We start from the raw sequence: 24,316 nt of genomic DNA, 5'->3' as shown, positions 1-24,316 counted from the left end.
GGAACGCTCTCAATCTGTCGGGCGGACACAAGCGTACCCCGGCCAACCTGGCGGAGCTGGCGGCCGGCCTGCGGATCTTTTTGCTCTTTGCGGTCGAGATCCATGCCATCCCGGACGCGCTAGCAGAAAGCGTTTGGGGACGGACCTGGGCCTGCTTCGGCGAAGTGGCGCGGACCCAGGCCCAGCAGCAGGAAGCCGCCGATCCGGTGCAGCGGTTCTTCGAGCTGCTCCACGCCGCGCTCGCCAGCGGCGCGGCCCATCTGGCCGGGCGGGACGGCGGCTGCCCCGCCTCACCCGGCGCCTGGGGCTGGCGGGAAAACCCGGCCAGCCAGGGGGTGATGCGGGGACCCGTGTGGGAGCCCTACGGCCAGCGGGTGGGCTGGGTGGACGGCGAGTCGGTCTACCTGATGCCCGACGCGGCGTACCGGGCGGTCCAGGCCATGACTACCAGCGGGGGCGAGGGCATCCACATCTCGCCGACCACCCTGTGGCGGCGGCTGCGGGAACGCGGCGCCCTGACCGCTTGCGAGGCCAACAAGCGGACCCTCACCGTGCGGCGGACGCTGGAGGGGAGAAACCGGCCGGTGTTGTTTCTGCGGCCCGGTCTACTGAACATTCCGGCTGACAAAGCAGACAAAGAAGGCACATATCCCAATGGCATCAACGAGCTAACGTTGTCAGCATGGCAAAATGAAGCTGACAACGTGCTCCCAAAACCGCCGCTCATGCTGACAAAATCCATCCTTCCCTCACCGGAGCGGACGGACTCTGCCTCGCTTTGGGAGCATGATTGTCAGCCGATTGTCAGCTTGAAAAGGCCATGCTGACAACGGTAATTCCATGATATGAAAGGATTAAGCCCACTCTTTGGGAGCTTTGGGGGCAAAAGTTCCATAGCTGGAGCCCCCTGCGCATATGTCATGCCAGCAGTTCTGAACAAGCCTTAAAATATTTTGAAGGATTGTTAAGGTGAACCGGTATCCTCACTTGAAAAGTTTGGTCATGACTTTCGACACGGCGTCGGTCACGATTTCGTCGGCCAGGTGGGAGTAGCGGTCGGTCATGGCGCTGGTGCTGTGACCGAGCAGCTTGCCAATCACCTTGAGCGGCACGCCGCTCATGGCCAGGTAGCTAGCGGCGCAGTGACGCAGGTCGTGCCAGCTAAAATCCTTGATGTTGGCGGCACGCAGCGCCTTCTGAAAAGGCCGACGGATGTCGTATGGCTTTTTCCCATCGTGAGAGGGAAACAGATAATCAGTATCGACTCGGCGCACTTTTTCCAGCTTCCGGATCGCGTCCAGTGCCGGGCCCACCAGCGGGACGCCCCGCCGCTTCTTGTTCTTCGTCAACCCCAGAGTGATCCAGCCTCGATTGAGGTCGACTTGGCTCCAGGTCAGACCAAACTGTTCACCGTACCGCATCCCGGTCGTGAGAGCCAGCAACACAGCAGATAACAGATATCCACACTCACTTTCCCGGCAGGCATCTAAAGAGGTCGCCAGCTCCTCATCGGTCAGGTAGCGAATTCTGCCGGGATTCGCCGCCGGCTTGGTCACCTTGCGTATGGGCGACTCCTTCAGCCAGCCCCATTCCCGGACGGCCAGGTTGAACAGGTGGGTGAGAATGACCAGGTAATACCGGACAGTCGTCGGGGACATGCCGCCACCGCGCAGCGCCCGGCGTCGACCCCGTTCGTCACCTGGACCGTCGTGCAGCAGCGCCTCACGGCACTCCACAATCATGGCCGGGGTGATCTGATCCAGCGTGAAACCGCCCAGCCGTTCGTCCCACCATTCCAGCCGGGAGAGCGATGACCGGATCGTCGATGGGGCGCGCTGGCTGAGCACTTCCTTCCGGTAACGGGCGATGGCCTCACTCAGCGTGTGGCGGGACGATTCGGCCTGGGAAAAATGCCGGCTCTCCACCATGGCGGCTTCCACCGTCACGGCCCATTTGCGGGCGTCGGTGAGTCGGGCGAAAGAACACGATTCGGGAGGATGTCCCTTTCTTCGAATTTGCACCTGATAGGTGATGGTGCCGTCAGCGCTGGCGCGTTTGCGAATCGTGGCCATCGTGAATTTCTCCTCATCTACACGGGTGACCAGGAGTCCCCGAGACGGTGTGAGTCGTCGCGAATCGGATGGTTTTAGGTAACGGGAACCACTGCTGCAATTATCTCACTGTGACGTGAGTGTGACAAGAGAAATTGGGGAAGGGGGGTGGCTTTGTAAATGCTTGATAATTTGGCGCGCCCGGCAGGGCTCGAACCTGCGACCTTCGGATTCGTAGTCCGACGCTCTATCCAACTGAGCTACGGGCGCCCCGAAGGGCGGCACTATACACGAACGCCGCCGCGCGCGTCAAGGGAAAAGGCAGCGGATTGGGTATGAACGGCGCGCGGTGAACATTGAATAGTAAATCGTAAATAGTGAGAACAGACGGCTGTCGATTCGTGGCGGCGGGTCGACTCGGGGCTCGAGTGAATGGAGACGGCAGACGGGAAACGGCAGACAGATCGACAATCGATCAACAACGAACAACTTTCAGTCACTCGACGGCATAAACATGTGGATCGAGAACGAGCCTCCAGCCTCGATTCCGAATAATGATCACGAGTACGAATTACGAGCACGAGAAACTCCTGTCCACTATCTCCTAACTTCTGTTCTCTATCTGTTCACTCTCACCGGTGCCAATACCACGCCGGCGCCGGTCAGCGCCTGGCGCACCGCAGCGGCGATCGCCGCGGCACCGGGGGAGTCACCGTGGATGCACAGGGTCCGGGCGTCCACCGGCACCACCGTGCCGTCGACGGCCGTCACTTGGCCGTCGCAGGCGATCCGGACGGCCTGGGCGGCGGCCTCGCCCGGATCGTGGATCAGGGCATCGGCGTGGCGGCGGTCCCGCAACGTCCCGTCCGCCTCGTAGCGCCGCTCCACGAACGCCTCGCCGGCCACCACCAATCCTGCCGCCTCACCGGCCGCCAGCAGGGCGGAACCGGCCAGCCCCACCAGCACGAGCCCCGGGTCGACCGCCGCCACCGATTCGGCGACGAGGCGGGCCGTGGCCGCATCGCGCGCCGCCAGGTTGTAGAGCGCGCCGTGCGGTTTGACGTGCACCAGGCCGGCGCCGGCGGCGGCCGCGATCCCGGCCAGCGCCCGGATCTGCTCGATCAGGCTGTCGCGGAGCGCCGGCGGCTCCATGGCCAGAACCGACCGGCCGAAATGCAGGGGATCCGGGTAACCAGGGTGGGCGCCGATGGCGGTGCCCGCCGCCAGCGCCAGCCGCACCGTCGCGATCATGGTGGCGGCGTCGCCGGCGTGACCGCCGCAGGCGATGTTGACCGAGGTGACCTGCCGGAGCAGCGCCGCCTCGATGCCGTCAACCAGCGCCTCGGGGCGCTCGCCCACATCCGCATTCAGATCGATCGTTATGGCCATGGTTCACCTTTCATCGGTTGATGGTTAAGAGTTGAGGGTTGAGGGTTCATCGTGCTCGGAATCGTAGTTCGTAATCGCAATCGTAATCGTGCTCGTAATCGTGCTCGTAATCGTCATCGAGGCTCGTTCCCGTAACTCGGACAGCAAGCCGCGCGGTTCGGGGGCTCGGGTCTCGCAACGATCAACCATCCACCATCAACAGACTGGGACTGCGGATCCGAGATCCCGGTTCTGGGTCCTTGATCCCAGATCCATCAACAATCAACAATCAACTATCAACGATCAACAGTTTCTGCGCCCTCCGCGGTGAGAGCTATCCCTCGAGTTCCCGGCCCCGCGTCTCGGGCAGCAGCGCCATCAGCGCGGCGCCGGCCAGGAAGAACGCCGCAGTCAGTGCCAACGCGCCGCCGATGCCATGGGCGTCGGCCAGGGCGCCGATGGTGAACGGAGCCAGAGCGCTCACCGCCCGGCCGGCGTTGTACACCATGCCCTGCGCCGTGCCGCGGATCCGCGTGGGGAACAGCTCCGCCAGCATGGCGCCGAACACGCTGAAATAGCCGTGGCCGAAAAAGCCGATGAACGGACCCAGCACCAACAGGGCCAGCTCGTGGCGCGCCAGTTGACCGTACACCGGGACCAGCGCGGCCGCGGCGACGAGGAACGCGGCGAACACCGGCCGGCGGCCGAAGCGGTCCGCCAGAAAGCCGAACAGGGTGTAGCCGAAGAACGCGCCGATCTGCATGGGCACGATCCAACCGGATGACTTGACAATGCCGAGCCCGGCGCCGCCCTTGTCCACCGGCGCCGCCAGGAAGGCGGGCAGCCAGGTGAACAGCCCCCAGTAGGCGAAGAGCACGCAGGTGGTCATGACCACGGCCGCCAGGGTGGGCCGGCGCAGGGGCGGCCGGAACATCTCGCCCAGCGCCTCGCCGAGTCGCGGGTCCCGGGCGCCGGCCGGCGCGGCGGCGCGCCAGACCTCTGGTTCGGGCACATGGCGCCGGATCCAGAGGGTGAGCAGGGCCGGCAGCACGCCGGCGGCAAACAACACCCGCCAGCCCCAGACGGGGAGGATGGCGGCGGCCAGCAGCGCGGCGGCGATGTAGCCGATGGCCCAGCCGCTTTGCATCAGACCGATGGCCTTGCCGCGGTGGATGGCCGGCCATGTCTCCGACACCAGCACCGAGCCGGCGGACCACTCGCCGCCCAGCCCGATGCCCACGAGCGACCGCCACAGCACCAGCTCGGCGATGCCGCGCGACGTGGCGGTGAACGCCGTGCAGACGGAGTACACCAGGATGGAATAGATCAGCGCCCGCGTCCGGCCGATCCGGTCGGCCAGCCAGCCGAAGAAGATGCCGCCGGCCGCCGACGTGATCAGTGTGACCGAAGCCAGCGCGCCGGCGCCGGCGCCGCTGAGGTCGAACTCTTTCTGGATCGTCCCCAGGGCGAAGGCGTACAGCATGACGTCCATGGCGTCGAGCATCCACCCGAGCTGCGCGGCCAGCAGGGTTTTCCACTGCGCGGCAGTGGCCGCCCGGTACCACGGTGTCGGGGCGTCCGGTGTCATTCGGCCTCCCGGATCGCGGTGTCGAGGAGCGCCGTTTGTTCCCGGAGCAGCGCCACGGCCCGCTCCGGCGCCACCGGCTCGAAGCGGATCTCCTCGCGCGGCCGAAGCTGCCCCAGACGGTGGCCATCGGCGGCGATCACGTGGGCGATCTTCGGGTAGCCGCCGGTGGTGGGATGCTCCACGTGGAGCACGATGGGCTGGCCGTCGCGGGGCACCTGCACGGCGCCGGCGCTGACTCCCTCGGTGAGGAGCTCGTCGGGGCGGCGCCGCTCCAGGGCGGGGCCCGCCAGCCGGATGCCCATCCGGTCGGACGACTCACGGACGCGCCACGGGCTGGAGAAAAACACGTCCAGCGTGGCCCGCCCGAAGAAGTGGGCCTGGGGCCCCGCGGTCGCCCGCAGGGGCCCGGCGGGGAAGAGCCGGGCCAGGACGTCCGGCGAGACGCAGCGCGGCGGTCCGGCATCCGCGGCCGCCGCCGCCCCGGTGGCCAGCGTGTCGCCCTTGCGCAGCGGCCTGCCGGCAAGACCGCCCAGCCCGATCAGGAGATGGGTGGCCGCGCTCCCCAGCAGGGCGGGGACGGCGAATCCGCCGCGGATGCAGAGGTAGCCGCGAGTGCCGCTCCGGGCGGGCCCGAGCTGCAGAACCTGTCCCGGTGCGACGGCCAGGGCGGCCCACATCGGCGCCGGGCGGCCGTCCAACGTCGCGGTGAAATCGGCGCCCGTGAGCGCGATCTGCGCCGGTCCCTCGAAGGCGAATGCGCCGCCCACCAGGGTCAGCTCCAAGGCCGGCGCCCCGTCGGCGTTGCCGCACAGGCGGTTGCCCAGACGCAGCGAGACGGCGTCGGCGGCACCGGCGGCCGGCACGCCCAGGTGCGCCCAGCCCGACCGGCCCAGATCCTGGACGGTGGTGAGAAAACCGCCTTCGAGGACGCGCACGCGGCTCATGGCGCCGCCTCCCCGCCCGCTGCGGCGACGAACGCCGCCTCGTCGACGGGCGTGAAGCGGACCCGGTCACCCATGGCGAGTTCGGCCGGCGGCGTCCGCTCCGGATCGAAGAGTCGCCGCGGTGTGCGTCCGATGATCCGCCAGCCGCCCGGCGACGCCACGGGGTAGACGCCGGTCTGCTGCCCGCCGATGGCGACACTGCCGGCCGGGACCCGCCGCCGCGGGGTGGCCAGCCGCGGCGTCGCCAGCGCCTCATCCAATCCGCCCAGGTACGGGAAGCCGGGCGAGAAGCCCAGGAAGTAGACCCGGTAATCGCCGGCGGCGTGGCGCCGGATCACCTCGGCCTCACTCAACCCGCAGTGGGCCGCCACGTCGGCCAGGTCCGGCCCGTGGACGCCGCCATAGCGGACCGGGATCTCCACCACCCGTTCCGGCGGCTCCGGCGCCTCGGCCGCTTCGGCCCACAGGCGACGCACGGCCTCAGCCGCGGCCGTCGCCTCGATCCGGAGCGGATCGTGGCAGACGAGTACCGTGGCGTACGCCGGGTGGACGTCGCGGAGCCACTCCGGCCGCCGCTCCAGCAAACGGGCCGTCAGGCGCACCACGGCCCGGTGGTGCGCCGGTGCGATCGTCTCGCCGAACACCACCAGCAGGGAGTGGTCACTGGCCGGACGGATGACGGGATCGCCGGGCGCCACGGATCACCGCCCGGCCGGCGGACGCAACGCCAGAATGGCCTCGCAGACCTCCGGTGTGAACGGCGCCGACTGGCGGACAAACTCCAGGACCGACGTGTCATCCGGTTCGCCCCGCAGCCGGTGATACTGCCAGAGCTACAGGCAACGGTATGGGTAGAGGACCGATTCATCCAAACGGAAGGCATCGGGCGAGAGGTCCCCCAGAAAGAGCGCTGCGGCTTTTGACTCCTCGCTGGGCGGGCCGGCGGCCACCCGGTGCCACAACGCCTCCGCGCGCTCCGTCTCGCCCCGCTCGCGGTACAACCGCGCCAGCGTCAGCTCCTCGGCGGGGTGGATGGCGCCGTCGGCCGCCGCCGTCTCCAGGAGGCGGACGGCCCGGTCCGGTTCGCCCTGCCGCCGGGCGATGAACACGTCCAGTTCCCGGGCCTGGCGGGCGGGCAGCGGATCGCCCGGCAGCAGCGCCAGCATGTCGTTCCGGACCGCCTCGGCGTCGGCCCATCGCCCCGTGGCGGCCAGCACCAGGCCCTTGCCCAGCAGGCCGCTCAGCACGAACCGCGTGTTGATGCCGCGGTAGGCGGCGATGTGCCGGTCGAAGGCGGCCAGGGCGCCCGCCGGATCACCGAGCAGCAGGCAGCTGCCGGCCAGAAGCTGAAAGGCGTTGTTCTGGTTCTTGCTTGGGCGCGGATGGCGCGCGAGGAATCGTTCCAATTTCCGGCGGCGTGTCGCCTCGTCCGGGTCGTTGGTGGCCAGCACCATCTCGGACCGTTCCGCCATCTCGGTGCCGGGGAAATGGTCGATGATGAATCGCAGGTGACGAAACGCCGTCTCCGCCTGGCCGTGAGTCCAGGCCGCGTGGCTCAGCGCCTGCAGCTCGCCGGCCAGACGGTACCGTTCGTCGGGATCGGCGCTGTGCCGCTCCAGATCGCACAGGTGGCGGAACGCGTCCTCGTAGCGGCCCTGCAGGCGAAAGGCCGCGCCGGTGTTCAGCACCGCGAGGTTTCGGTAGAGCTCCTCCGCCGGAGTCCGGCCGACGCCTTCGAAGGCCACCCGCGCCGCGGCGTAGTCGCCCTCGAGCAGCCGGCAGAGCCCCGCCTTGAAGAGGGCCTCGCCGGCGATGGATTTTCCGGCGTGGTCGCGGGCGATGTGCTCGTACTCCTGGCGGGCGGCGGCGAGCTGGCCCCGCTCGAAGAGGCGGTCGCCCACGGCGGTGGCGGTGAGCATCTCCGGGACGCTCTCCTGGTAGACGCGGAGGTTGTCCACGGCCAACCCGCCGTCGTAGGTGCCGAACCGCAAGCGCGTCATCGCCGACGGATCGAGGGGGAACGGGTCGAGGTAATCGGCGAGCACTTCGCCGTCCGCGGCGATCTCCACCCGATTCCCCTTGCGGGTGACCACCATTTCGTAGCGCCGGCCGGCCTCCACCGCGGGCGAGTGCGCCAGCCGCACCTCCAGCCCGGCGCGGTCGATGGCGGTGGTGGCGTAGTCGCCGCCGAAGCCGAAATAGTAGCCGGAGCGGTCCTCATCCGGGCCGTCCAGAAAAACGGCGATTTCGCGTTTGGGGCTGCCGGGCAGGACGCGGGCGTCAAAGGCCAGCCTCACATTGCCGGCGAAGGGGCGGACCAGGCTGATGTCGACGTATCCCGTCCCGGACCCGCGAAGTTCGCCGTCGGCGACGGACCACGCACCGGCATCGGGCCGGTAGTCGGGACCGAGTCCGGTGCGCGCAAACTCGTCGCGGAACACCTCCTCCCAGCCGAACCAGGTCCGGGCCTGCTGGAACCAGGTCCAGCCGACTGCGACAATCAGCACCGCGACCAGCAGCACCGACAGGACCGTGACAGCCCGGTTGCGACGCAGGCGCTTGCTCAGCCGGTAAACGAGCGACGCCGGCCGGGCCCGGATGGCTTCGCCGCGTTGATAGCGCTCCAGGTCGTCGCGGAAATCGGTCATGGAGGCATAGCGGCGGTCCCGCTCCTTGGCCATGGCGGTGAGGCAGATGAGCTCGAGATCGCGGGGGATGTCCGGGCGGATCGCCCGCGGCGGCTTCGGCTCGCGGGTGAGCACCGAAAACAGCACCGGGGCGGCCCCTTCTTCGGGGAAGGGAATGCAGCCCGTGAGCACGTGGTACAGGGTGGCGCCCAGGCTGTAGACATCGGTGCGCTCGTCCACGAGATGGCGGGCGCCCGCGACCTGTTCCGGCGCCATATAGAGGGGCGTTCCCAGCACGGCGCCGGTGCCGGTGATGGAGCTGGCCTCCCGCGCCTGGGCGGCCAGGCCGAAGTCGGTCACGTGGGGCTCGCCGCCGCCGTCGAGGAGGATGTTGGCGGGTTTGAGATCCCGGTGGATGATGCCGTTGGCGTGGGCGTGAGCCACGGCTCCGGCCACCTTGGCCACGATGGCCACGCCGTCGGCCAGACTCACGGCGTGGGCGCGGATCGCCTGTTCCAGCGTCTGCCCCTCGATGTAGGTCATGGTGAAGTACGGCTTGCCGTCCTGTTCGCCCAGGTCCAGGATCGACACGATGTGCGGATGTCGCAGCCGGGCGGTAGCCTCCGCCTCGCGGATGAACCGTCGGACGGCGTGCTCCCCGGCGAACTCTCCCGCCAGCATCACTTTCAGAGCGACCGTGCGCTTGAGCGACGGCTGCCACGCCCGGTACACCACGCCCATGCCGCCGCGGCCAAGCTCCGCCTGGATGTCGTAGGGACCCACGTGTTCGGGGATCTGCCGCGGGGTGAACCCCTCGGGACCTATCTCGGCGGTGGTGGAAGCGGCGAAGCGGCTGGGGGCCGGGGCAGCCGGGTGTCCATCCGCGGAGTCAGCACCGGCTCCCGGCGTGGATCGGGTGGCGGCGCCGCAGCTCGGGCAGCTCTCCGAGTCCGGTCCGGGCAGGCGTTCGCCGCACACCACACAATAGCCGGCTGACACCGGTATCGACGGATCGCGGGGATCGATCATCAGGCTCATTGTGGCCGTCCGGTCAGATGGTGTCAAGGGGATCGTGCCGGGAGCCGGCCGGTGTCATGATGGGCGCCGCCGGAGCCGCGTGAGCCGGGACGATCCGTGCAGATGGTCCGCCGGCTTGATCGTCCCGGATGCGCAGCGGACCGATTCCGACCGGTTTCGGCCGCCGTCACGGATTGGCGACGTATTCGACGAAGTACTGCTCAGTGAGGAACTCGTGCACCCTGACCGGCGCCAGGCCGGCGGCGGCCATCGCGGCGTCCAGCTCCTGCCGGGAGAACTGCTGCTCGGGCGGCGGCCCCCAGGGGCGCTCCTCCATGGTCTTGGGCGTATAGTCGATGATCACCACGCGCCCGCCCGGCGCCAGGGCGGCACGGAGCTTTTGGGCATAGGCCGCCTTGTCCTTGACGTAGTGGAGCGTGTCCACCATCAGGATGGTGTCGAACCCCCCGGGCGGCAGGAGCGGATCGGTGGGTTGCGCCTTGTGGAGCTTGATGTTGGCGATCTTCTCCCACTTGATGCGGTCGCCGAGGTAGCTCAACATCTCGTCGGAGATGTCCACCGCCCAGACGGTCGCGTCGGGGCCCACCACCTTGGCCACGCGGGTGGTGAAATAGCCCGAGCCGGCGCCCACGTCGGCCACCCGCTCACCTGGTTTGAGCGCCAGCGCGGCCATGACCTGGTCCGGTTTTTGGAACGACTCGCGCTCGGGCCGCTCCAGCATCTGGATGTAGGAGCGGGCGCGCATCTGGCGGACGATGATTTTGAACCGCTCCTGGTCCCGGATGGCGGCGAAGCGTTCATCCTGGCGCATGGTCCAGACGTCCCAGTAGCCGGCCCCTTTGGCTTCCTCCAGCCAGGCGTAGGCCAACTCGGTTTGCCCCATCTGGCAGAAGGCGGCGGCGACGGCGTAGGCGGTGTCGAAGTGAAGCGGGGCGACGGCGTTGACGAGTTCCTCGCCAACCTTGGCGGCGGCAGCCCAGTCGCCGGCGGTCATGGCCGCCTGATGCCGGGCGGCGAGCGCCGGGATGTCGGGTGCGGGCTTGGTATCCTCGGCCAGGAGCGAACCGGTGGACAGGACGAGCAGGGCCGCCAGCCAGGTCGACACCATGCGGCGGACGGATGAAAGGGTGATCGGCATGAGTCTTCTCCCGAAAGATGCTTTCGGAAATTAATAACGTATCGCCCGGCTCTGTTGTTTCATGAAAACGCCCCGGTGCCGCCATTCACCTGTTCGTACTCGTGCTCGTACTCGTGCTCGTACTCGTAGTTCGTAATCGAGGCTCGAGGCTGGAGGCTCGTTCCCGGAATGCGGATATCGAGCACGGGACATGGGACGTCGGACATCGGAAATCAAACCTAGAATCTGGACCTTTTTGTCATGCAGCATCAATTGACGCTCAACGAGAGTAGCCCGGCGCAGCCGGGCAGCGTCCGGACAAGCGATGGTGTTTGCAGACGGCGCGCCCCGGGGACGGGGCGCGGGGAAGTGCGGTGTTTGCAGCAACCCGTTCTCTGCGCCCCGCAGCCGCGGGGCGCGACACATTCATGTTGCCCTTCTTTCCGGGCGCTGCCCCGCGTGCGCGTGGCTGCGCCCGTGGCTATTGACCTCCGTCCCTCCGGGCCGGAATCATGCCCCCATGCGGCAAGACAGAGTGTTCGGTTGGATTGTTGGTTATCGCTGACTGTGTATGTTGCCGGCTGCTTGGTGAGACAGGAGATAGGAGATTGGGAGAGTCATTGGATTGAAAGAATATAGACGCAAATTGTATATTGCTGATCAATAAATGTATTTGTGTGGTGGGACGTTGAATCCGCCGGTCAATACGTATTCTTGATATCTCCTCACTTATGAAATTGTTAGTTCTGATTCATGCTTTGGCATGAACGTTGAGTTTATCCGAATCGACCGCTGTATCGATGCCCGGGGTGCGGGCGCCGGCGGAACAAAGACAACCGGAGGTATCCCATGTTTCTCACCCTGCTCGCCGTGACGTTCGTGATCTCGGTGGTGGTGTCCGCCGCTCTGGTGGCGATTTTCAAAAAGCCTATCGGCAGCATCCTCCAGCGGATCATGGCCGACGAGATCAGTGTGGCCTGGAAGCGCTACCTCGATTTCGCCATCCTGGTGATCGGCATCTCCAGCGGCGTCCGGATCTGGGAACTGGAAAAATACATCTCGCCCACGGGCACGGGCAAAGATACGCAAATCCTGGCGCTCACCACCGACCGCTGGGTGCTGGAGGTCTACCGGACCGTCATCGGCGCCATGCAGGGGGTGGCCTGGCTGCTGCTCGTGTTCTTCATCTTCGCGCTGATCGCCTTCGTCGTGGTCCGGGCGATGGAAATGGGCCGCGCCCGCAAGGCCGGCGAGTGAGAACGGGTTTTTTCAACAAAGGGCACCAAGGGGAATTGGATTTTTTCGACATGGAACCTGGAGACTGAACGGACAGCGGACAGCGGACTTCGGATATCGGACAACGGGGCTCGCGATTCGGGGTTCGCGGTTCGGGTCTTCCCGTTTGTCTGATACTTCCCGTCTTACATCTCCCATTTCTCGTCTCCCGATTCACCATCCGAAATGACTCATGACAATTGAAAAATGATCACTGACATATGAAGATGATCTCTTTGTGCCCTTCGTGCCTTGGTGGTGAATCGGCCGCCTATTCGCCGAGGTCGGGGACGCCGCGAAGGGGGGCGGCGGCGGTGCGATGGAGGTCGAAGACGACGACCTCGTTGGCGCCCCGCTTCAGGAACGGCGCCGGCAGGAACAGCCGCTGCTGGGGGCCGATGTTCCAGTACCGCCCCAGGTTGTGGCCGTTGACCCAGACCACGCCCTTGGACCAGCCGCTCATGTCGAGGTAAGTGTCGCCGACGGCGTCCAGGCTGAACGCGCCGCGGAAAAACTTGGCCGGCGGGGCGGCCGGGTCCGGCGGTCCGAAGCGGAGCGCCGCCAGATACGCCGCGTCGAAGGGGAGGGGGAAGACTTCCCAGTCCATGACCGTCATGCCGCCCAGCGTGACCCGATCGGTGATCCCCTTCCGGTCGATGAGGCGCGGCCCGTAGTTGATGCGGCCCATCCCCTCCACGAGGATGTCCAGCCGCTGGGGCGGATCGGCCGCGGGGACATCGATTGAATCCTGGTGCAGGCCGCGGAAGAGGCTGGCCGCCAGCGCGCCGTCGAGGTAGACGTTGGCGTAGTCGTGGAGCTCCGTGATGGTGAGCCGGCCGCTGGCGTGCGCCGGCACCCGGCTCCGGTACAGGATGAACCCGTGGCTCTGGCAGAAGAACTCCATGGGCGCCGGCATGGGCGCGCGCTCCGCCGCCGGCAGGTTCGCCCAGAGCGACGCCTCCTCGGTCAGGCGGAGCTCGGGGATCGCGATCGCCGGCAGGGGCGCCGGCAACTCGGGGAGCGTCTCGCCCGGCGGCAGATGCTGCCGGATCAGCTCGCGCAGGGCGTGGTATTTCGGGGTGGGCCGGCCCCGCTCGTCCAGCGGCGCGTCGTAGTCGTAGCTCGTGACGTCGGGCTCGTACTTGTCCGAGTAGTTCGCCCCGGCCCAGAAGCCGAAGTTGGTGCCGCCGTGGAGCATGTAGAGACTGAACGACTTGCCGTTTTCCAGCAGCCACTGGAGCTGGGCGGAGATCTTTTCGGTGGCCGCGCGCGCCCACGGCTCACCCCAGTGGGTGAGCCAGCCGGGGTAGAGCTCGCTGCAGAAGACGGGCACGCCGCGCCCCAGCCGCTCGGCTGCGGCGAAGTGCTCGGCGGTGTGGGCCGGGTCCAGTCCGATGGCTGCGCCGGGGACGGTGCCCGCCGCCAGCATGGCGGGCCAGGGGCCGTCGGCGGTGTAGAACGGGACGTCGATGCCGGCGCGGCGCCAGGCGTCGCGGAGCCATGGCAGGTAGGCGGCGTCGTTGCCGAAGGAGCCGTATTCGTTCTCGAGCTGGACCATGAGAATCGGCCCGCCGCGGCTGGCTTGCAGGTCGCGCACCTCGCCGGCCAGCCGGGTGACGTACCGCTCGCACGCCTCGAGGTAGAGCGGGGCCGAGCAGCGCACCCGGATATCGGGGACGCGGAGCAGCCACGCCGGCAGGCCGCCGAAGTCCCACTCGGCGCAAGCGTACGGCCCGGGCCGGAGCAGCACGCGCAACCCGGCCGTGCCGGCCTCCCGGACGAACGCGGCGACGTCGTTGCGCCCCGAAAAGTCCCACTGGCCCGGCTCCGGCTCCAGCGCGTTCCAGAAGACATAGGCGCCCACGGTGTTGAGGCCCATCGCCCGGGCTTTGAGCAGCCGGTCGCGCCAATACTCCCGGGGGATGCGCTGGAAGTGCAGCTCGCCCGCCCGGATCTGGAACGGCTTCCCGTCCAGCATGAATCGCGCACCCTCAAAATGGAAGCCGACGGCGGGCGCGGTTTCGGCCGCGCGGGCGCTCGGCGGCGCCGCGTTCGGGAGCGCCGCCGCCAGCGCCACGGCGGCGGCGAGGACACCCGCCAGCAGATGAATCCGCCGGCTCAGCAGACGCTCAGACATCGCGCACCTCGTCATGAAATTCGCATACGGTATTATCATCCGAAAGCCCGCCTAATCCCAAACGCATTTCACCGGCGCGGGGGCGCGGCCCCGTCCATCCGCGCAGCGCAGCGGGCGGATCCCGCCGCTCGGAACTTGATCCGGCGGTGGGGAAAACCTAAAATGAAACGACTCAAATCAACAGCGGCACGATCCGACATGCTGGTGTCAAGCCGCAGTGTTGCGTTTTTCAAGGAGGCCGATTCATGCGCCGGATGCTTGTCGCCACGATTGTCGCCGTGTCCGTCCTGGGCTGTGCGTCGACCCGGACGGATCCGGACCGGCAGACTCATCAAGGAGACCAGACCATGCGGATCCATTACCTGGAGATCGTGACGCCGGAGGTGGACGCGGTGTGCGCCGCGTATGCGGCGGCGAACGGACTGCGGTTCGGCGAGCCCGACCCCGGGCTCGGCCAGGCGCGGACGGCGGTCCTGCCGGGCGGCGGCTTGGTGGGCGTCCGGGCGCCACTGCGCGAGTCGGAAACGCCGGTGGTGCGGCCCTACTGGCTCGTGGGCGACATCGAGGCGGCGGTCGCCGCCGCGGCGGAGGCCGGCGCCGTCATCGCCCATCCGCCGCTGGCGATCCCGGGCCACGGCACATTCGCCATCTACATCCAGGGCGGCGTGGAACACGGCCTGTGGCAACTGGAGCGCCGCGCCGATCCGTGACACCGCGGCCGATCACAGCCATCCCGCCGGCGGCGCCGCGCGACCGGCTGCAGATGCCGGAGGCGCCTGACGCCACCCCGTCAGTAGCTGGAAGTGGAAGCACCGCATGAACGCGCTTCACGAGTCCATTCTGGATGCGTGGCGCATCCACAGCCGGGTCACCGCGTTCCTTGTGGAGCAACTCCCCGCGGACCTCTGGCCGCTGGGACTGCCCGGCGCGCCGCGGCGCACCGTGCGGAGCATCGCCGCCCACCTCCACAACTGCCGCTGCCTCTGGCTGAACAGTCTCGCGACGGCATCCGGGATCGCCGTTCCCTGCCAAGTGGACCGCGCCACGGCCGCGCCGGCCGAGGTCCTTGCGGCCCTGCCCCTGAGCGCCGATGCCGTGGAACGCCTGCTGCGCGCGGGGCTGGCAAACGGCGGCCCGTTTTCCGGCGTGAAGAGCCGGTTCATCTACGGCGCCATGCCCCGCGACGCGGTCCTCTTCTGCGGATACGCCCTGTCCCACGAGTCGCACCACCGGGGGCAGCTCGTCGTCGCGGCCCGGGCGCTGGGCCACCGCCTCCCGCCGGCCGCCATCAACGGGCTGTGGCAGTGGTCCTCCCGGCTGCGTGAGGCCGCGCCGGCACACCGGGCCAGGGGCACTGGACCTGACCGTCGGCAGCCTCGCTCCCCCCGCCGCCCAGTCGGCCGGTGAATGGGGGGGAAGGGTGAAGGGGGAAAGGGTGAATGGGTGAATGGGTACCGGGATCTTGGTTCTATGATCCAAGACCCAAAACCCAGGTCCCAGAAACCAGGTCCCAGGTCCGATATCCGATGTTCGATGTCCGCACTTTGGAAACGAGCCTCGAGCCCCGAGCCTCTAGCCTCGATTACGATCACGATTACGAATTACGAGCACGAAGGCCTTTAAACTCCTATCTCCTCACTGATTACTGTTCACCGGTTCACCGTTCTCTCCCTTCAACCAACGCTCCCAGAAGTCCAGCATCGCCACCATGAGATGCCGGTAGCTGGCCGGGGCGCGGATGCCGTGGCCCTGCCGCGGATAGACCATCAGGTCGAACGGGATCTTCGCCGCGATGAGCTCGTCGGTCAGCCGCCAGGCGTTCTGGGGATGGACGTTGTCGTCGGCCAGGCCGTGGACGAGGAAGAGTCGTCCGTGCAGGTTCTTGGCCCAGGTGGCCGGCGCGCCGGCCTTGTAGCCCTCGGGATTGTCCTTGGGCAGGCCCAGGAGATGCTCCGCCCAAACGGAGTCGTAGTAGCGGAAATCGTACACGCCCGCCACGGCGATGCCGGCGCGGAACTCCCGGCTCTGGCTCATGAGCTGGACGGTGAACGTGCCGCCGCCGCTCCAGCCCCACACGCCCACGCGGTCCGGGTCCGCCCACGGCTGGCGCTTGATCCAGCGCACGGCGGCCACGATGTCGGCCACCTCGCCGCCGCTCATGAGCTTGTGGTGGACGGTGTCCTCAAGCGCCTTGCCCAGCCCGGAGGCGCTGCGGTTGTCCACGGCCAGCCAGATGTAGCCGCGCTGCACCAGCAGATTGTTCATGAGCAGGTCGCGGCCCCAGCGGTCGCCCACCACCGGGGCGTTGGGCCCGCCGTAGACGTAGAGGATCACGGGATAGCGGCGGCCCGGCTCCAGCGCCGTCGGCTTGAGGATCTGCGCGGGCAGGGCGAAGCCGTCCTCGGCCGGGATGGCGAGGTATTCGGGATAGAGCAGGCCCAGCTTCGCGGCATGGTCCGCGGCCGGCGCCGCCACGACGCGCAGCGCCTCGCCGTCGGCCCGGTGCAGGGTCAACCCCGGCGGCCGGCTCATGGACGAATGCTCGTCGAAGAAATACTGCATCGACGGGCTGAAGCCCACCCGGTGGCTGCCCGGCTCCCGGGTCAGCCGCTCGGCGGCCCCGCCGGCCAGCGGCGAGCGGTAGAGCGCCGGGGCGATGGGCGCGCCGTCGGTGGCGGTGTAGTAGACCCAGCCGCCGGCCTCGTCCAGGGCGCACAGGCCCCCCCGCACCCAGGCCACGCCGCTGGAGGCGCGCACCAGCAGGTTCGCGGGGGTGAGCGCCCGGACCAGTTTCCCGCTGATTTCATACAGGTACAGCCGGTTGCGGCCGTCGCGCTCCGAGGCCCAGACGAAGCGGGCGCCGTCGGCGGTGAAGGCCAGGTCGTCGTGGACGCTCACCACCGTGGGGCTCTCCTCGGTGAGGATCACGCGGGCGGTGGCGCGGCGGCGGTCCACCAGCCAGAGCTTCAGGCGGTTCTGGGCCCGGTTCATGGTCTTGACGGCGACGCTGCGGCCGTGGGGGAGCCAGTGCACCCGCACGACGTACTCGAGCTCTGGATCGGCGAACCGGATCTGCCGGACCTTGCCGCCGGGCACCTCAGCGAGCCAGACTGACACCGCCGGATTGGTCTCGCCCGCCTTGGGGTAGCGCTGGCGGTGCACCGCCGGCGTGGCCGGCTCGTAGTCGGGGAAGTAGGAAACGGGCACCTTCGACTCGTCCGACTTGAGGTACACCATCGCCGTGGAGTCGGGCGACCACCAGTAGCCCAGGTCCTCCCGGCCGAAGATCTCCTCCCAGTACACCCAGGACAGGGTGCCGTTGAGCAGGGTGTCGCGGCCGTCGCGGGTGAGGGCGTACTCCTTGCCGTCGGCGATCCGGGTGACGTACAGGTTGTGCTCCCGGTGGAACGCCACCCAGCGGCCGTCGGGCGAGAAGTGCGGCTCGGCCTCTGCGGCGGGCGTGCGCGTGATCCGCCGGAAGGCGCCGGTGGCCAGGTCCTGCAGGAAGACGTCGTCGGCGATCAGGTGCAGGGCCCGCTTACCGGCGGCATCCAACTCCAGGGGAGCGTCCAGCTTCTCCTCGGGCTTGCCGCCACCGGCGGTCAGCAGCTCGTTGAGCCCCTTCAGCGCCGCGGCCGGATCCGCCAGCAGCGGGGTGCGCGCGCCGGTGGCCGGGTCGTAGCGCTCCAGGACCCGCTCGGCGTCTTGCTTCGCCGGATCGAACAACAGGATGCCGTCGCCGGGGAGCCAGTAGTAGGACGGCAGCCGGAACGCCGTCCGGTGCGCCGGGCTCAGCACCTCGTCGATGGTCAGCGGCGGGGCGGACGGTTCGGCCCCCTGCGGCGCGGCCGTCGCCGAGAGCAGCAGGCCGGCGAGAATCAGGCACACGGTCAGAATCTGGCGCATGGCGTCACTCCTCTTCAGATTGTGTTGGGGGCGGGACTACACGGATCCCGCCCCCACCGGGCGGCCGCCGGCGGTCAGCGGCGCACGCCGGCCAGTTCGTGGAACAGGGCCACCGATGTGCGGCCGCCCCGGTGGAAATCGCGGATGAGCATCCGCTCGTTGGGCGAATGCGGGTTGTCGGTCTGCTGGCCGAAGCCGATGAGCAGAGTGTCGATGCCCAGCACCGACTTGAAGGTGCCCACCACCGGGATCGAGCCGCCCTCCTTCGTGAAGAAGGGGCGTCGGCCGAAGCCCGTCTCGAGCGCGCGCGCGGCTGCCTCGAGCCAGGGGCCGTCCACGGGCACCTGCACCGCCGGGGCGCCGCCGTGATGGATCACTTCCAGCCGGACGGACGGCGGGCAGATCTGCCGCAGGTACGCCTCGAGCTTGGCCGCCGTGTCCTCGGGGGTCATGTCGGGCACCAACCGCATGGTGATCTTGGCCGATGCCCACGCCGGGATGATGGTCTTGCCCCCCTCGCCCTGGTAGCCGCCGGTGATGCCGTTGACGTCGAGGGTGGGCCGGATCCAGGTGCGCTCCAGCGGTGTGTAGCCCGGCTCGCCCCAGAGCGCCGGCGCGCCGGTGGAGCGCCGGTAAGCTTTGGCGTCGAACGGCAGCCGGGCGAACTGCTCCCGCTCCCAGGCGGTGGCGGTGTACACCCGGTCGTAGAACCCGGGCACCCGGATGCGGCCGTCGGCGAAGTGGAGCTGGCCGATCATCCGGGCCAGCATGTTGACGGGATTGGCCACCGCGCCGCCGTAGGAACCCGAGTGCAGGTCCCGGTCGGGGCCGGTGATCTTGACTTCGACAAACGCCAGCCCGCGCAGGCCGAAATTGATGGCGGGCATGTCCGGCCCGTACTGGCAGCCGTCGGAGATCACCACCACGTCGGCGGCCAGCCGCTCGCGGTTGGCTTCGATGAACGGGTTCAGGTGGGCGGAACCGGACTCCTCCTCGCCCTCGATGAGGAACTTCAAGCTGCACGGGATGGCGCCGGCGGTGCGGAGGCACGCCTCGGCGCCCTTGACGTGGGCGAAAAACTGACCCTTGTCGTCGGTGACGCCGCGGGCCAGCAGGTAGCCGTCCGACTCGATGGGGTCGAAGGGCGCGCTCTGCCACAACTCCACCGGGTCGGCCGGCTGGACGTCGTAGTGGCCGTAGACGAGTACCGTCGGCGCGCCGGCAGGCCCCTGGTACTCGGCGATCACCGCCGGGTGGCCGCCGGTCTCGCACACCTCGGCCGACAGGCCGATGCCGCGCAGATGGTCCGCCACCCAGCCGGCGCAGCGGCGCGTGTCGGCGGCGTGCTCGGACTGGGCGCTGACGCTGGGGATTCGCAGCAGTTCCTTGAGCTGCTCCAGGTGTTCGGTTTCATGCTGAGCCAGGAAATCCAGGGCGTCCATGGGTGGGTCCTCCAATCGGATCGGGATCGTAAAAGAAATGTATACGTGCCGGCCGGGCAAAAAGCTAGCCGCAAATAGGAAAAATGCCGCAAATGGGAAAAATGCCGCCGCCGGCCGGTTGCGCCGGGTGGCCGTCGGCAGTCGGCGGCGGGAACTCGGCATGCCGACCCGCTTGCGGCGGCGGCCGGATTGAGCTATCCTGACACCACGTCATCGGACATTGGAGGTACACATGAATCGGATAACGACTTGGCGGCCGGCCGCGCTGCTCCTGTTCGTCGCCGTCGTGCTGGCGGCGCCGGCGCTGGCCGAGACCCTCTACCAGATCAAGGTGGAGCACAACCACCGCGTGGGCGAGTGCCAGGGCACCCTCATCGTGCGGGACGACAAGGTGGTCTTCGAGTCCAAGAACGTGGGCTGCGGGCGGATCTGGGAATACGCCAACATCGAGCGGATCGATTTCAAGTCGAAGTGGGAGTTCCACGTGTTCTTCTCCGACACCGTGCGCGGCAAGGGGCAGAAGTACGTGCTGAAGTTCCGCGACGACAACCCCGACAACATGGCCGCCATCGGCTACATCCAGGGCCGGCTGGGCCCGATCGCGCTGGCGCCCGCCGGCCGGCCCGCCGAGCCGGTGGAGCTGCCGTACCGGCTCAAAGTCGAGCTGGACCTCAACGGACCCAACTGCATGGGCACCCTGGTGCTGCGCGAGGACCAGATCGTCTTCGAGACGGGCGCGGCCAAGTGCGCCGACCGGGCGTTCGTGAGGGAATGGGATTCGCTCAAGGAGTACCGCCGCCTCGACGACCGCCAGTTCCTGCTCATCTTCTACAAGTACGGCCGCTCGGCCCCCGACGAGATCACCGAGCTGCGCTTCTGGGCCCAGGGGCCGGTCCCCCAGGAGGTGCACCGGATGCTCGCCGAGGGCGGCCGCTAGCGCCGCCGACGGAACCCGCGCTCAGGCGGCGGGCGCCCCCGCAAAAACACAGCGCCCCGGACGGCTGCCGCTGTCCGGGGCGCGATCTGTTTGGGGGCGACGCTCAGGCCTTGGCGGCCTGGAAGCGCTCCTTCAGAAATTCAATCACCGACTGGGTGGATGTGCCGGGGGGGAAGATGGCGGCCACGCCCATGGCCTGGAGCTGGGGCACGTCCCCCTCGGGGATGATGCCGCCGCCGAAAACGAGCACGTCGTCCATCTGGTTGGCCTTCACCAGGTCCATGATCTTGGGGAACAGGTGCATGTGGGCGCCCGAGAGGATGGAGACGCCGATCACGTCCACGTCTTCCTGGAGCGCGGCGGCGACGATCTGCTCCGGCGTCTGGCGCAGTCCCGTGTAGATGACCTCCATGCCGGCGTCGCGCAGCGCCCGGGCGATGACCTTGGCGCCGCGGTCGTGGCCGTCGAGTCCCGGCTTGGCGATGAGCACGCGGATCTTCCGTTCCATGGTTGAACTCCGTTCAGCATCGTTTCAAACGGGAAGTATAGTTAAAATTCGAGCGGGCTGCAAGGCATATGTGAAACGGTGGACCGGTGAACAGTGAGGAGATGGGAGATAGATGATAGGAGTATGAAGTCACTTCGTGCCCGTGATTCGTAGTCGTACTCGTGCTCGTGATCGGAATCGTGATCGAGGCTAGAGGCTCGAGACTCGAGGCTCGTTACCAATCAGCGGACATCGGAAATCGGATATCGGGCCTGGGACCTGGGTTCCGGGCCCTGGATCACAGACCCCAGATCCTAGTACCCATTCACCGATTGACCCATTCACCCACTCACCCATTCACCGACTCACCGATTCCCGCTCGGTCGGGTTGCGGTTGAGTTGGGCGACGAAAAGTCATAAGATGAGCTTTCGCATTCGATCATCCGGCGGAGGGAATCCATGGTGCGGAAGTTCGCTCTGGTGGCCTGTGCGGTCCTGGGCCTCGTCATCGCCCGCTCGCCCCATGGTGCGGCCGACGACCGGGCGAAGCTGCTGGCCCAGGTGGGGCTCAAGCCCACGGCGACCGGCCGCGGCCAGATGGACACGGTGGGTTTCGCCAGCACCGCCGCGCAGATGGACATGGTCCGCGCCCAGGCCGCCGCAGCCGCCGAGCCGCGGGAGGCCGCGATCCGGGCCGAGCACGGCTGGACCGACGCCGAGCCGCGGTTCGTGGCTGCCGTCTGCCCCCACGACGACTACTACTACGCCAGCCGCCTCTATCAGCTCGCGCTGACGCGCGTGCGGGCGCCGGTGGTGGTGCTGTTCGGCGTGTTCCACAAGGCGCGCGCCTTCGACGTGAGCGACCGGCTGGTGTTCGACCGCTTCGCCACCTGGCACGGGCCGTACGGGCCGGTGAAGGTGTCGGGGCTGCGGGAGGACCTGCTGGCCCGCATCCGGTTCGAGGACCGCGTCGTGGACAACGACATGCACCAGGTGGAGCACTCGCTGGAGGCCTTGGTGCCGTTCCTCCAAGCGAACAACCCGAACGTGGAAATCGTGCCCATCCTCGTCCCGCACATGGAGTGGCCGGTGATGGAGCGGCTGGCCGGCGAACTGGGGCGGGCGCTGGTCGAGTCGTGCCGTGCGCGGGGCTGGACGCCGGGGCGCGACGTCGCCTTCATCTGTTCCGCCGACGCCGTCCACTACGGGGACGCCGGCTGGGGGATGTCGCCGTACTGCCCCTTCGGATCGGACCTGGAAGGCTACCGGCAGGCGGTGGCGCAGGACCGGCGGATCCTCGCCGACCACCTGACCGGGCCCGTGCGGGCGGAGCGGCTCAAGGCCTTCCTGTACCGCTGCGTGGAGCCGGGGGACGTGGCCCGCTACCGGATCACCTGGTGCGGCCGCTTCTCCATCCCGCTGGGCCTGCAGGTGGCGGACCGGGTGACGCGGGAGCTCGGGGGCCGGCAGTTGCGGGGCACGCTGCTGGACTACGGCACCAGCGTCTCGGAGGCGTCGCTGGACGACGCCGATCTCCGGGGCCTCGGCACGACGGCGCCCAACAACCTGCATCACTTCGTGGGCTACGCGGCGGTGGGCTATTACGAAACGGATCGTCAGGCGGATTGAATCAGCCAATGAGTGAACGAATCAATATGCAACTAGGAGGTACGGAATGAAAACCAAGATCCCCGGACTGAAACCCGCGGCGCTGTGGAAGCACTTCTTCGCCCTGGCCGCCATCCCCCACTGCTCGAAGCACGAGGCCCAGGCGGCCCAGTACGTGCTGGCCCAGGCCCGGCGCCTGGGGTTGCCGGCGCGGCAGGACGCGGCGGGCAACGTGGTGGTGACCAAGCCGGCCAGCGATCCCGCCAAGACCGGTCCGGCGGTGGTGCTCCAGGGCCACCTGGACATGGTGTGCGAGAAGAACGAAACCACCGCCCACGATTTCGCCAAGGAAGGGATCCATCCGGTGCGGGACGGGGATTACATCCGCGCCCAGGGGACCACCCTCGGCGCCGACAACGGCATCGGCGTGGCGGCGGCCCTGGCGGTGATGGAGGCCAAGGATCTGGTCCACGGCCCCATGGAGTTTCTCTTCACCATCGACGAGGAGACCGGGCTGACCGGCGCCTTCCAGCTCGGCGCCGACATGCTCACGGGCAACCGGATGCTCAACCTCGACAGCGAGGAGGAGGGCGCCGTCTACATCGGCTGCGCCGGCGGCATGGACACGGTGGCCACCAGCCCCGTCCGTACGGTGCCGCTGCCGGCCGGCCGGGCCGTCTACCGCCTGAAGGTGGCGGGGCTCAAGGGCGGCCACTCCGGACTGGACATCGCCACCGGGCGCGGCAACGCCATCAAGCTGGCGGCGCGGATCCTGTGGACGCTGCGGCGCCAGTTCACCGTGGACATCATGACCCTGACCGGCGGCTCCAAGCGCAACGCCATCCCGCGCGAAACCTTCGTGACCGTGGCGCTGGAACCGGGGCAGGTGGCGGCCGTGGCGCAGGCGCTCCGCGCGCTGGAAACGGACATCCGCTCGGAGCTCGGCTCGGCCGACCCCGACTGCCAGATCCTGTTCGAGCCCCACACCTCGAACCTGGAGCGGATGCTCGACGCGGCCGACGCCGAGCGGGTGGTGCAATTCCTGTACGCCGGCCCCCACGGCGTCATCGCCATGACGCCGGACATCCCGGGCCTGGTCCAGACCAGCACGAACCTGGCCATCGTGGAGCTGCTGCCCGAGCAGGTGCGCGTCTCCATGAGCCACCGCTCCTCGGTGGAGAGCCACAAGCATGACGTGGGCCGGATGGTGGCCGCCTACTGCGCCCTGGCCGGCTTCGCGGTGGAGCAGGGTTCCGGCTACCCCGGCTGGAAGCCCAACCTGCAGTCGGCGCTCCTGAAGACCGCCATCGAGGTGCACCAGAAGACGTTCCGCAAGAAGCCGGAGATCAAGGCGATCCACGCCGGCCTCGAGTGCGGCATCATCGGCGAGAAGTACCCGGGCATGGACATGATCTCCATCGGCCCCATCATCTTGGGCGCCCACTCCCCCGACGAGCGGGTGAGCATCCCGTCGGTGGCCCACTTCTGGAAGTACCTGAAGGCGATGCTGGCGGAACTGTAGCCCGGACGCTGAACCGTTTCACAGCCATCTGAAAAACGGCGGGATCCTCCCGCCGTTTTTTTTCATGGAAACCCGTACCGCGCTTCGTACCGCGCGTTCGACGAACGCACCGAAAAAAACCGTCTTTAAACTCTCATCTATGAGAAGAGCGCTCCCGTCAAGACAAAACACACCCTTCCCCTGGAGAGGGGCGCATTCTGTCTGGACGTGGTGATTGCTTCCGGAGTCACAGACTATATTGCTCCTGTCTACCAATCTGGATGCGGCCG

General features: G+C 67.9%; 19 protein-coding genes and 1 tRNA gene. 7 read left to right on the top strand and 13 right to left on the bottom strand.

Annotated features, from left to right (window positions below; translation table 11 throughout):
• Positions 1–827 (top strand): hypothetical protein (locus tag GX414_04515; GenBank protein ID NLI46350.1); only part of this gene is annotated, 827 nt, incomplete at its 5' end.
• A gap of 156 nt (positions 828–983) precedes the next feature.
• Here GX414_04515 and GX414_04510 read toward each other — a convergent pair.
• The 9 genes from GX414_04510 to GX414_04470 all read right to left on the bottom strand — a co-directional run bounded on the left by GX414_04510 (position 984) and on the right by GX414_04470 (position 10,960).
• Positions 984–2,072 (bottom strand): tyrosine-type recombinase/integrase, encoded by a 1,089-nt coding sequence (locus GX414_04510; GenBank protein ID NLI46349.1) that lies wholly within the window; start codon positions 2,070–2,072, stop codon positions 984–986.
• 172 nt (positions 2,073–2,244) lie between these two features.
• Positions 2,245–2,321 (bottom strand) — tRNA-Arg (locus GX414_04505).
• Between the two features lie 348 nt (positions 2,322–2,669).
• Positions 2,670–3,440 carry a LamB/YcsF family protein gene (locus GX414_04500; protein ID NLI46348.1) on the bottom strand — a complete coding sequence of 257 codons (771 nt, stop codon included), beginning with the start codon at positions 3,438–3,440 and terminating at the stop codon, positions 2,670–2,672.
• A gap of 313 nt (positions 3,441–3,753) precedes the next feature.
• Positions 3,754–5,007: an MFS transporter gene (locus GX414_04495; protein NLI46347.1), complete on the bottom strand. Its 1,254-nt coding sequence runs from the start codon at positions 5,005–5,007 to the stop codon at positions 3,754–3,756.
• Complete coding sequence (locus GX414_04490; GenBank protein ID NLI46346.1) at positions 5,004–5,951, bottom strand: biotin-dependent carboxyltransferase; 948 nt, start codon at positions 5,949–5,951, stop codon at positions 5,004–5,006. Before GX414_04490 ends, GX414_04495 begins: the two co-directional genes overlap by 4 nt.
• Positions 5,948–6,649 carry a 5-oxoprolinase subunit PxpB gene (gene pxpB, locus GX414_04485; GenBank protein NLI46345.1) on the bottom strand — a complete coding sequence of 234 codons (702 nt, stop codon included), beginning with the start codon at positions 6,647–6,649 and terminating at the stop codon, positions 5,948–5,950. Before pxpB ends, GX414_04490 begins: the two co-directional genes overlap by 4 nt.
• A 135-nt stretch (positions 6,650–6,784) precedes the next feature.
• Positions 6,785–9,616: a protein kinase gene (locus GX414_04480; protein NLI46344.1), complete on the bottom strand. Its 2,832-nt coding sequence runs from the start codon at positions 9,614–9,616 to the stop codon at positions 6,785–6,787.
• 166 nt (positions 9,617–9,782) lie between these two features.
• Positions 9,783–10,754, bottom strand: coding sequence for a class I SAM-dependent methyltransferase (locus tag GX414_04475; protein NLI46343.1), 972 nt, complete (start codon positions 10,752–10,754; stop codon positions 9,783–9,785).
• A 59-nt stretch (positions 10,755–10,813) separates the two neighbouring features.
• Positions 10,814–10,960 (bottom strand): hypothetical protein, encoded by a 147-nt coding sequence (locus GX414_04470; protein NLI46342.1) that lies wholly within the window; start codon positions 10,958–10,960, stop codon positions 10,814–10,816.
• A gap of 622 nt (positions 10,961–11,582) precedes the next feature.
• Between GX414_04470 and GX414_04465 the strand changes: the two genes are divergently transcribed.
• Entirely contained in the window at positions 11,583–11,990 is a 408-nt protein-coding gene (locus GX414_04465; protein NLI46341.1) for a hypothetical protein, read from the top strand.
• A gap of 289 nt (positions 11,991–12,279) precedes the next feature.
• Here the strand turns inward: GX414_04465 and GX414_04460 are convergent, their stop codons facing one another.
• Positions 12,280–14,145, bottom strand: coding sequence for a beta-galactosidase (locus tag GX414_04460; GenBank protein ID NLI46340.1), 1,866 nt, complete (start codon positions 14,143–14,145; stop codon positions 12,280–12,282).
• Positions 14,146–14,492: 347 nt separating this feature from the next.
• On the opposite strand from GX414_04460, the gene GX414_04455 reads away from it, so the two are divergent.
• Positions 14,493–14,855: a hydroxylase gene (locus GX414_04455; protein ID NLI46339.1), complete on the top strand. Its 363-nt coding sequence runs from the start codon at positions 14,493–14,495 to the stop codon at positions 14,853–14,855.
• A gap of 106 nt (positions 14,856–14,961) precedes the next feature.
• Positions 14,962–15,552, top strand: a complete 591-nt coding sequence (locus tag GX414_04450) for a hypothetical protein (protein NLI46338.1) — start codon at positions 14,962–14,964, stop codon at positions 15,550–15,552.
• 228 nt (positions 15,553–15,780) lie between these two features.
• On the opposite strand, the gene GX414_04445 is transcribed toward GX414_04450, so the two are convergent.
• Both GX414_04445 and GX414_04440 read right to left on the bottom strand, forming a co-directional pair.
• The gene (locus GX414_04445; GenBank protein ID NLI46337.1) at positions 15,781–18,051 is read right to left on the bottom strand and encodes a S9 family peptidase; all 2,271 of its coding nucleotides are present in this window, start codon (positions 18,049–18,051) and stop codon (positions 15,781–15,783) included.
• 74 nt (positions 18,052–18,125) lie between these two features.
• The gene (locus GX414_04440) at positions 18,126–19,493 is read right to left on the bottom strand and encodes a dipeptidase (protein NLI46336.1); all 1,368 of its coding nucleotides are present in this window, start codon (positions 19,491–19,493) and stop codon (positions 18,126–18,128) included.
• Between the two features lie 232 nt (positions 19,494–19,725).
• On the opposite strand from GX414_04440, the gene GX414_04435 reads away from it, so the two are divergent.
• Positions 19,726–20,430 carry a hypothetical protein gene (locus GX414_04435; protein ID NLI46335.1) on the top strand — a complete coding sequence of 235 codons (705 nt, stop codon included), beginning with the start codon at positions 19,726–19,728 and terminating at the stop codon, positions 20,428–20,430.
• A 103-nt stretch (positions 20,431–20,533) separates the two neighbouring features.
• Here the strand turns inward: GX414_04435 and GX414_04430 are convergent, their stop codons facing one another.
• Positions 20,534–20,938 (bottom strand): cobalamin B12-binding domain-containing protein, encoded by a 405-nt coding sequence (locus GX414_04430; GenBank protein ID NLI46334.1) that lies wholly within the window; start codon positions 20,936–20,938, stop codon positions 20,534–20,536.
• A gap of 438 nt (positions 20,939–21,376) precedes the next feature.
• Between GX414_04430 and amrB the strand changes: the two genes are divergently transcribed.
• A complete protein-coding gene (gene amrB / locus GX414_04425) occupies positions 21,377–22,546 on the top strand; it encodes an AmmeMemoRadiSam system protein B (protein NLI46333.1) in 1,170 nt (389 codons plus the stop codon).
• A gap of 46 nt (positions 22,547–22,592) precedes the next feature.
• Positions 22,593–24,047 (top strand): aminoacyl-histidine dipeptidase, encoded by a 1,455-nt coding sequence (locus GX414_04420; protein NLI46332.1) that lies wholly within the window; start codon positions 22,593–22,595, stop codon positions 24,045–24,047.
• The last annotated feature ends 269 nt before the right edge of the window (positions 24,048–24,316 follow it).

Source organism: Acidobacteriota bacterium (genome assembly GCA_012517875.1).
GTDB lineage: Bacteria > Acidobacteriota > JAAYUB01 > JAAYUB01 > JAAYUB01 > JAAYUB01.
Note: the sequence above shows the minus strand (reverse complement) of the source record. Positions and strands in the feature narration are given on the sequence as shown.

What these genes read in the sequence shown, in the direction of transcription:
- GX414_04510 (NLI46349.1), bottom strand. Translation starts at nt 2,072, where the DNA reads ATGGCCACGATTCGCAAACGCGCCAGCGCTGACGGCACCATCACCTAT.
- GX414_04500 (NLI46348.1), bottom strand. Translation starts at nt 3,440, where the DNA reads ATGGCCATAACGATCGATCTGAATGCGGATGTGGGCGAGCGCCCCGAG.
- GX414_04495 (NLI46347.1), bottom strand. Translation starts at nt 5,007, where the DNA reads ATGACACCGGACGCCCCGACACCGTGGTACCGGGCGGCCACTGCCGCG.
- GX414_04490 (NLI46346.1), bottom strand. Translation starts at nt 5,951, where the DNA reads ATGAGCCGCGTGCGCGTCCTCGAAGGCGGTTTTCTCACCACCGTCCAG.
- GX414_04480 (NLI46344.1), bottom strand. Translation starts at nt 9,616, where the DNA reads ATGAGCCTGATGATCGATCCCCGCGATCCGTCGATACCGGTGTCAGCC.
- GX414_04475 (NLI46343.1), bottom strand. Translation starts at nt 10,754, where the DNA reads ATGCCGATCACCCTTTCATCCGTCCGCCGCATGGTGTCGACCTGGCTG.
- GX414_04470 (NLI46342.1), bottom strand. Translation starts at nt 10,960, where the DNA reads ATGTCCGACGTCCCATGTCCCGTGCTCGATATCCGCATTCCGGGAACG.
- GX414_04465 (NLI46341.1), top strand. Translation starts at nt 11,583, where the DNA reads ATGTTTCTCACCCTGCTCGCCGTGACGTTCGTGATCTCGGTGGTGGTG.
- GX414_04460 (NLI46340.1), bottom strand. Translation starts at nt 14,145, where the DNA reads ATGTCTGAGCGTCTGCTGAGCCGGCGGATTCATCTGCTGGCGGGTGTC.
- GX414_04455 (NLI46339.1), top strand. Translation starts at nt 14,493, where the DNA reads ATGCGGATCCATTACCTGGAGATCGTGACGCCGGAGGTGGACGCGGTG.
- GX414_04450 (NLI46338.1), top strand. Translation starts at nt 14,962, where the DNA reads ATGAACGCGCTTCACGAGTCCATTCTGGATGCGTGGCGCATCCACAGC.
- GX414_04445 (NLI46337.1), bottom strand. Translation starts at nt 18,051, where the DNA reads ATGCGCCAGATTCTGACCGTGTGCCTGATTCTCGCCGGCCTGCTGCTC.
- GX414_04440 (NLI46336.1), bottom strand. Translation starts at nt 19,493, where the DNA reads ATGGACGCCCTGGATTTCCTGGCTCAGCATGAAACCGAACACCTGGAG.
- GX414_04435 (NLI46335.1), top strand. Translation starts at nt 19,726, where the DNA reads ATGAATCGGATAACGACTTGGCGGCCGGCCGCGCTGCTCCTGTTCGTC.
- GX414_04430 (NLI46334.1), bottom strand. Translation starts at nt 20,938, where the DNA reads ATGGAACGGAAGATCCGCGTGCTCATCGCCAAGCCGGGACTCGACGGC.
- amrB (NLI46333.1), top strand. Translation starts at nt 21,377, where the DNA reads ATGGTGCGGAAGTTCGCTCTGGTGGCCTGTGCGGTCCTGGGCCTCGTC.
- GX414_04420 (NLI46332.1), top strand. Translation starts at nt 22,593, where the DNA reads ATGAAAACCAAGATCCCCGGACTGAAACCCGCGGCGCTGTGGAAGCAC.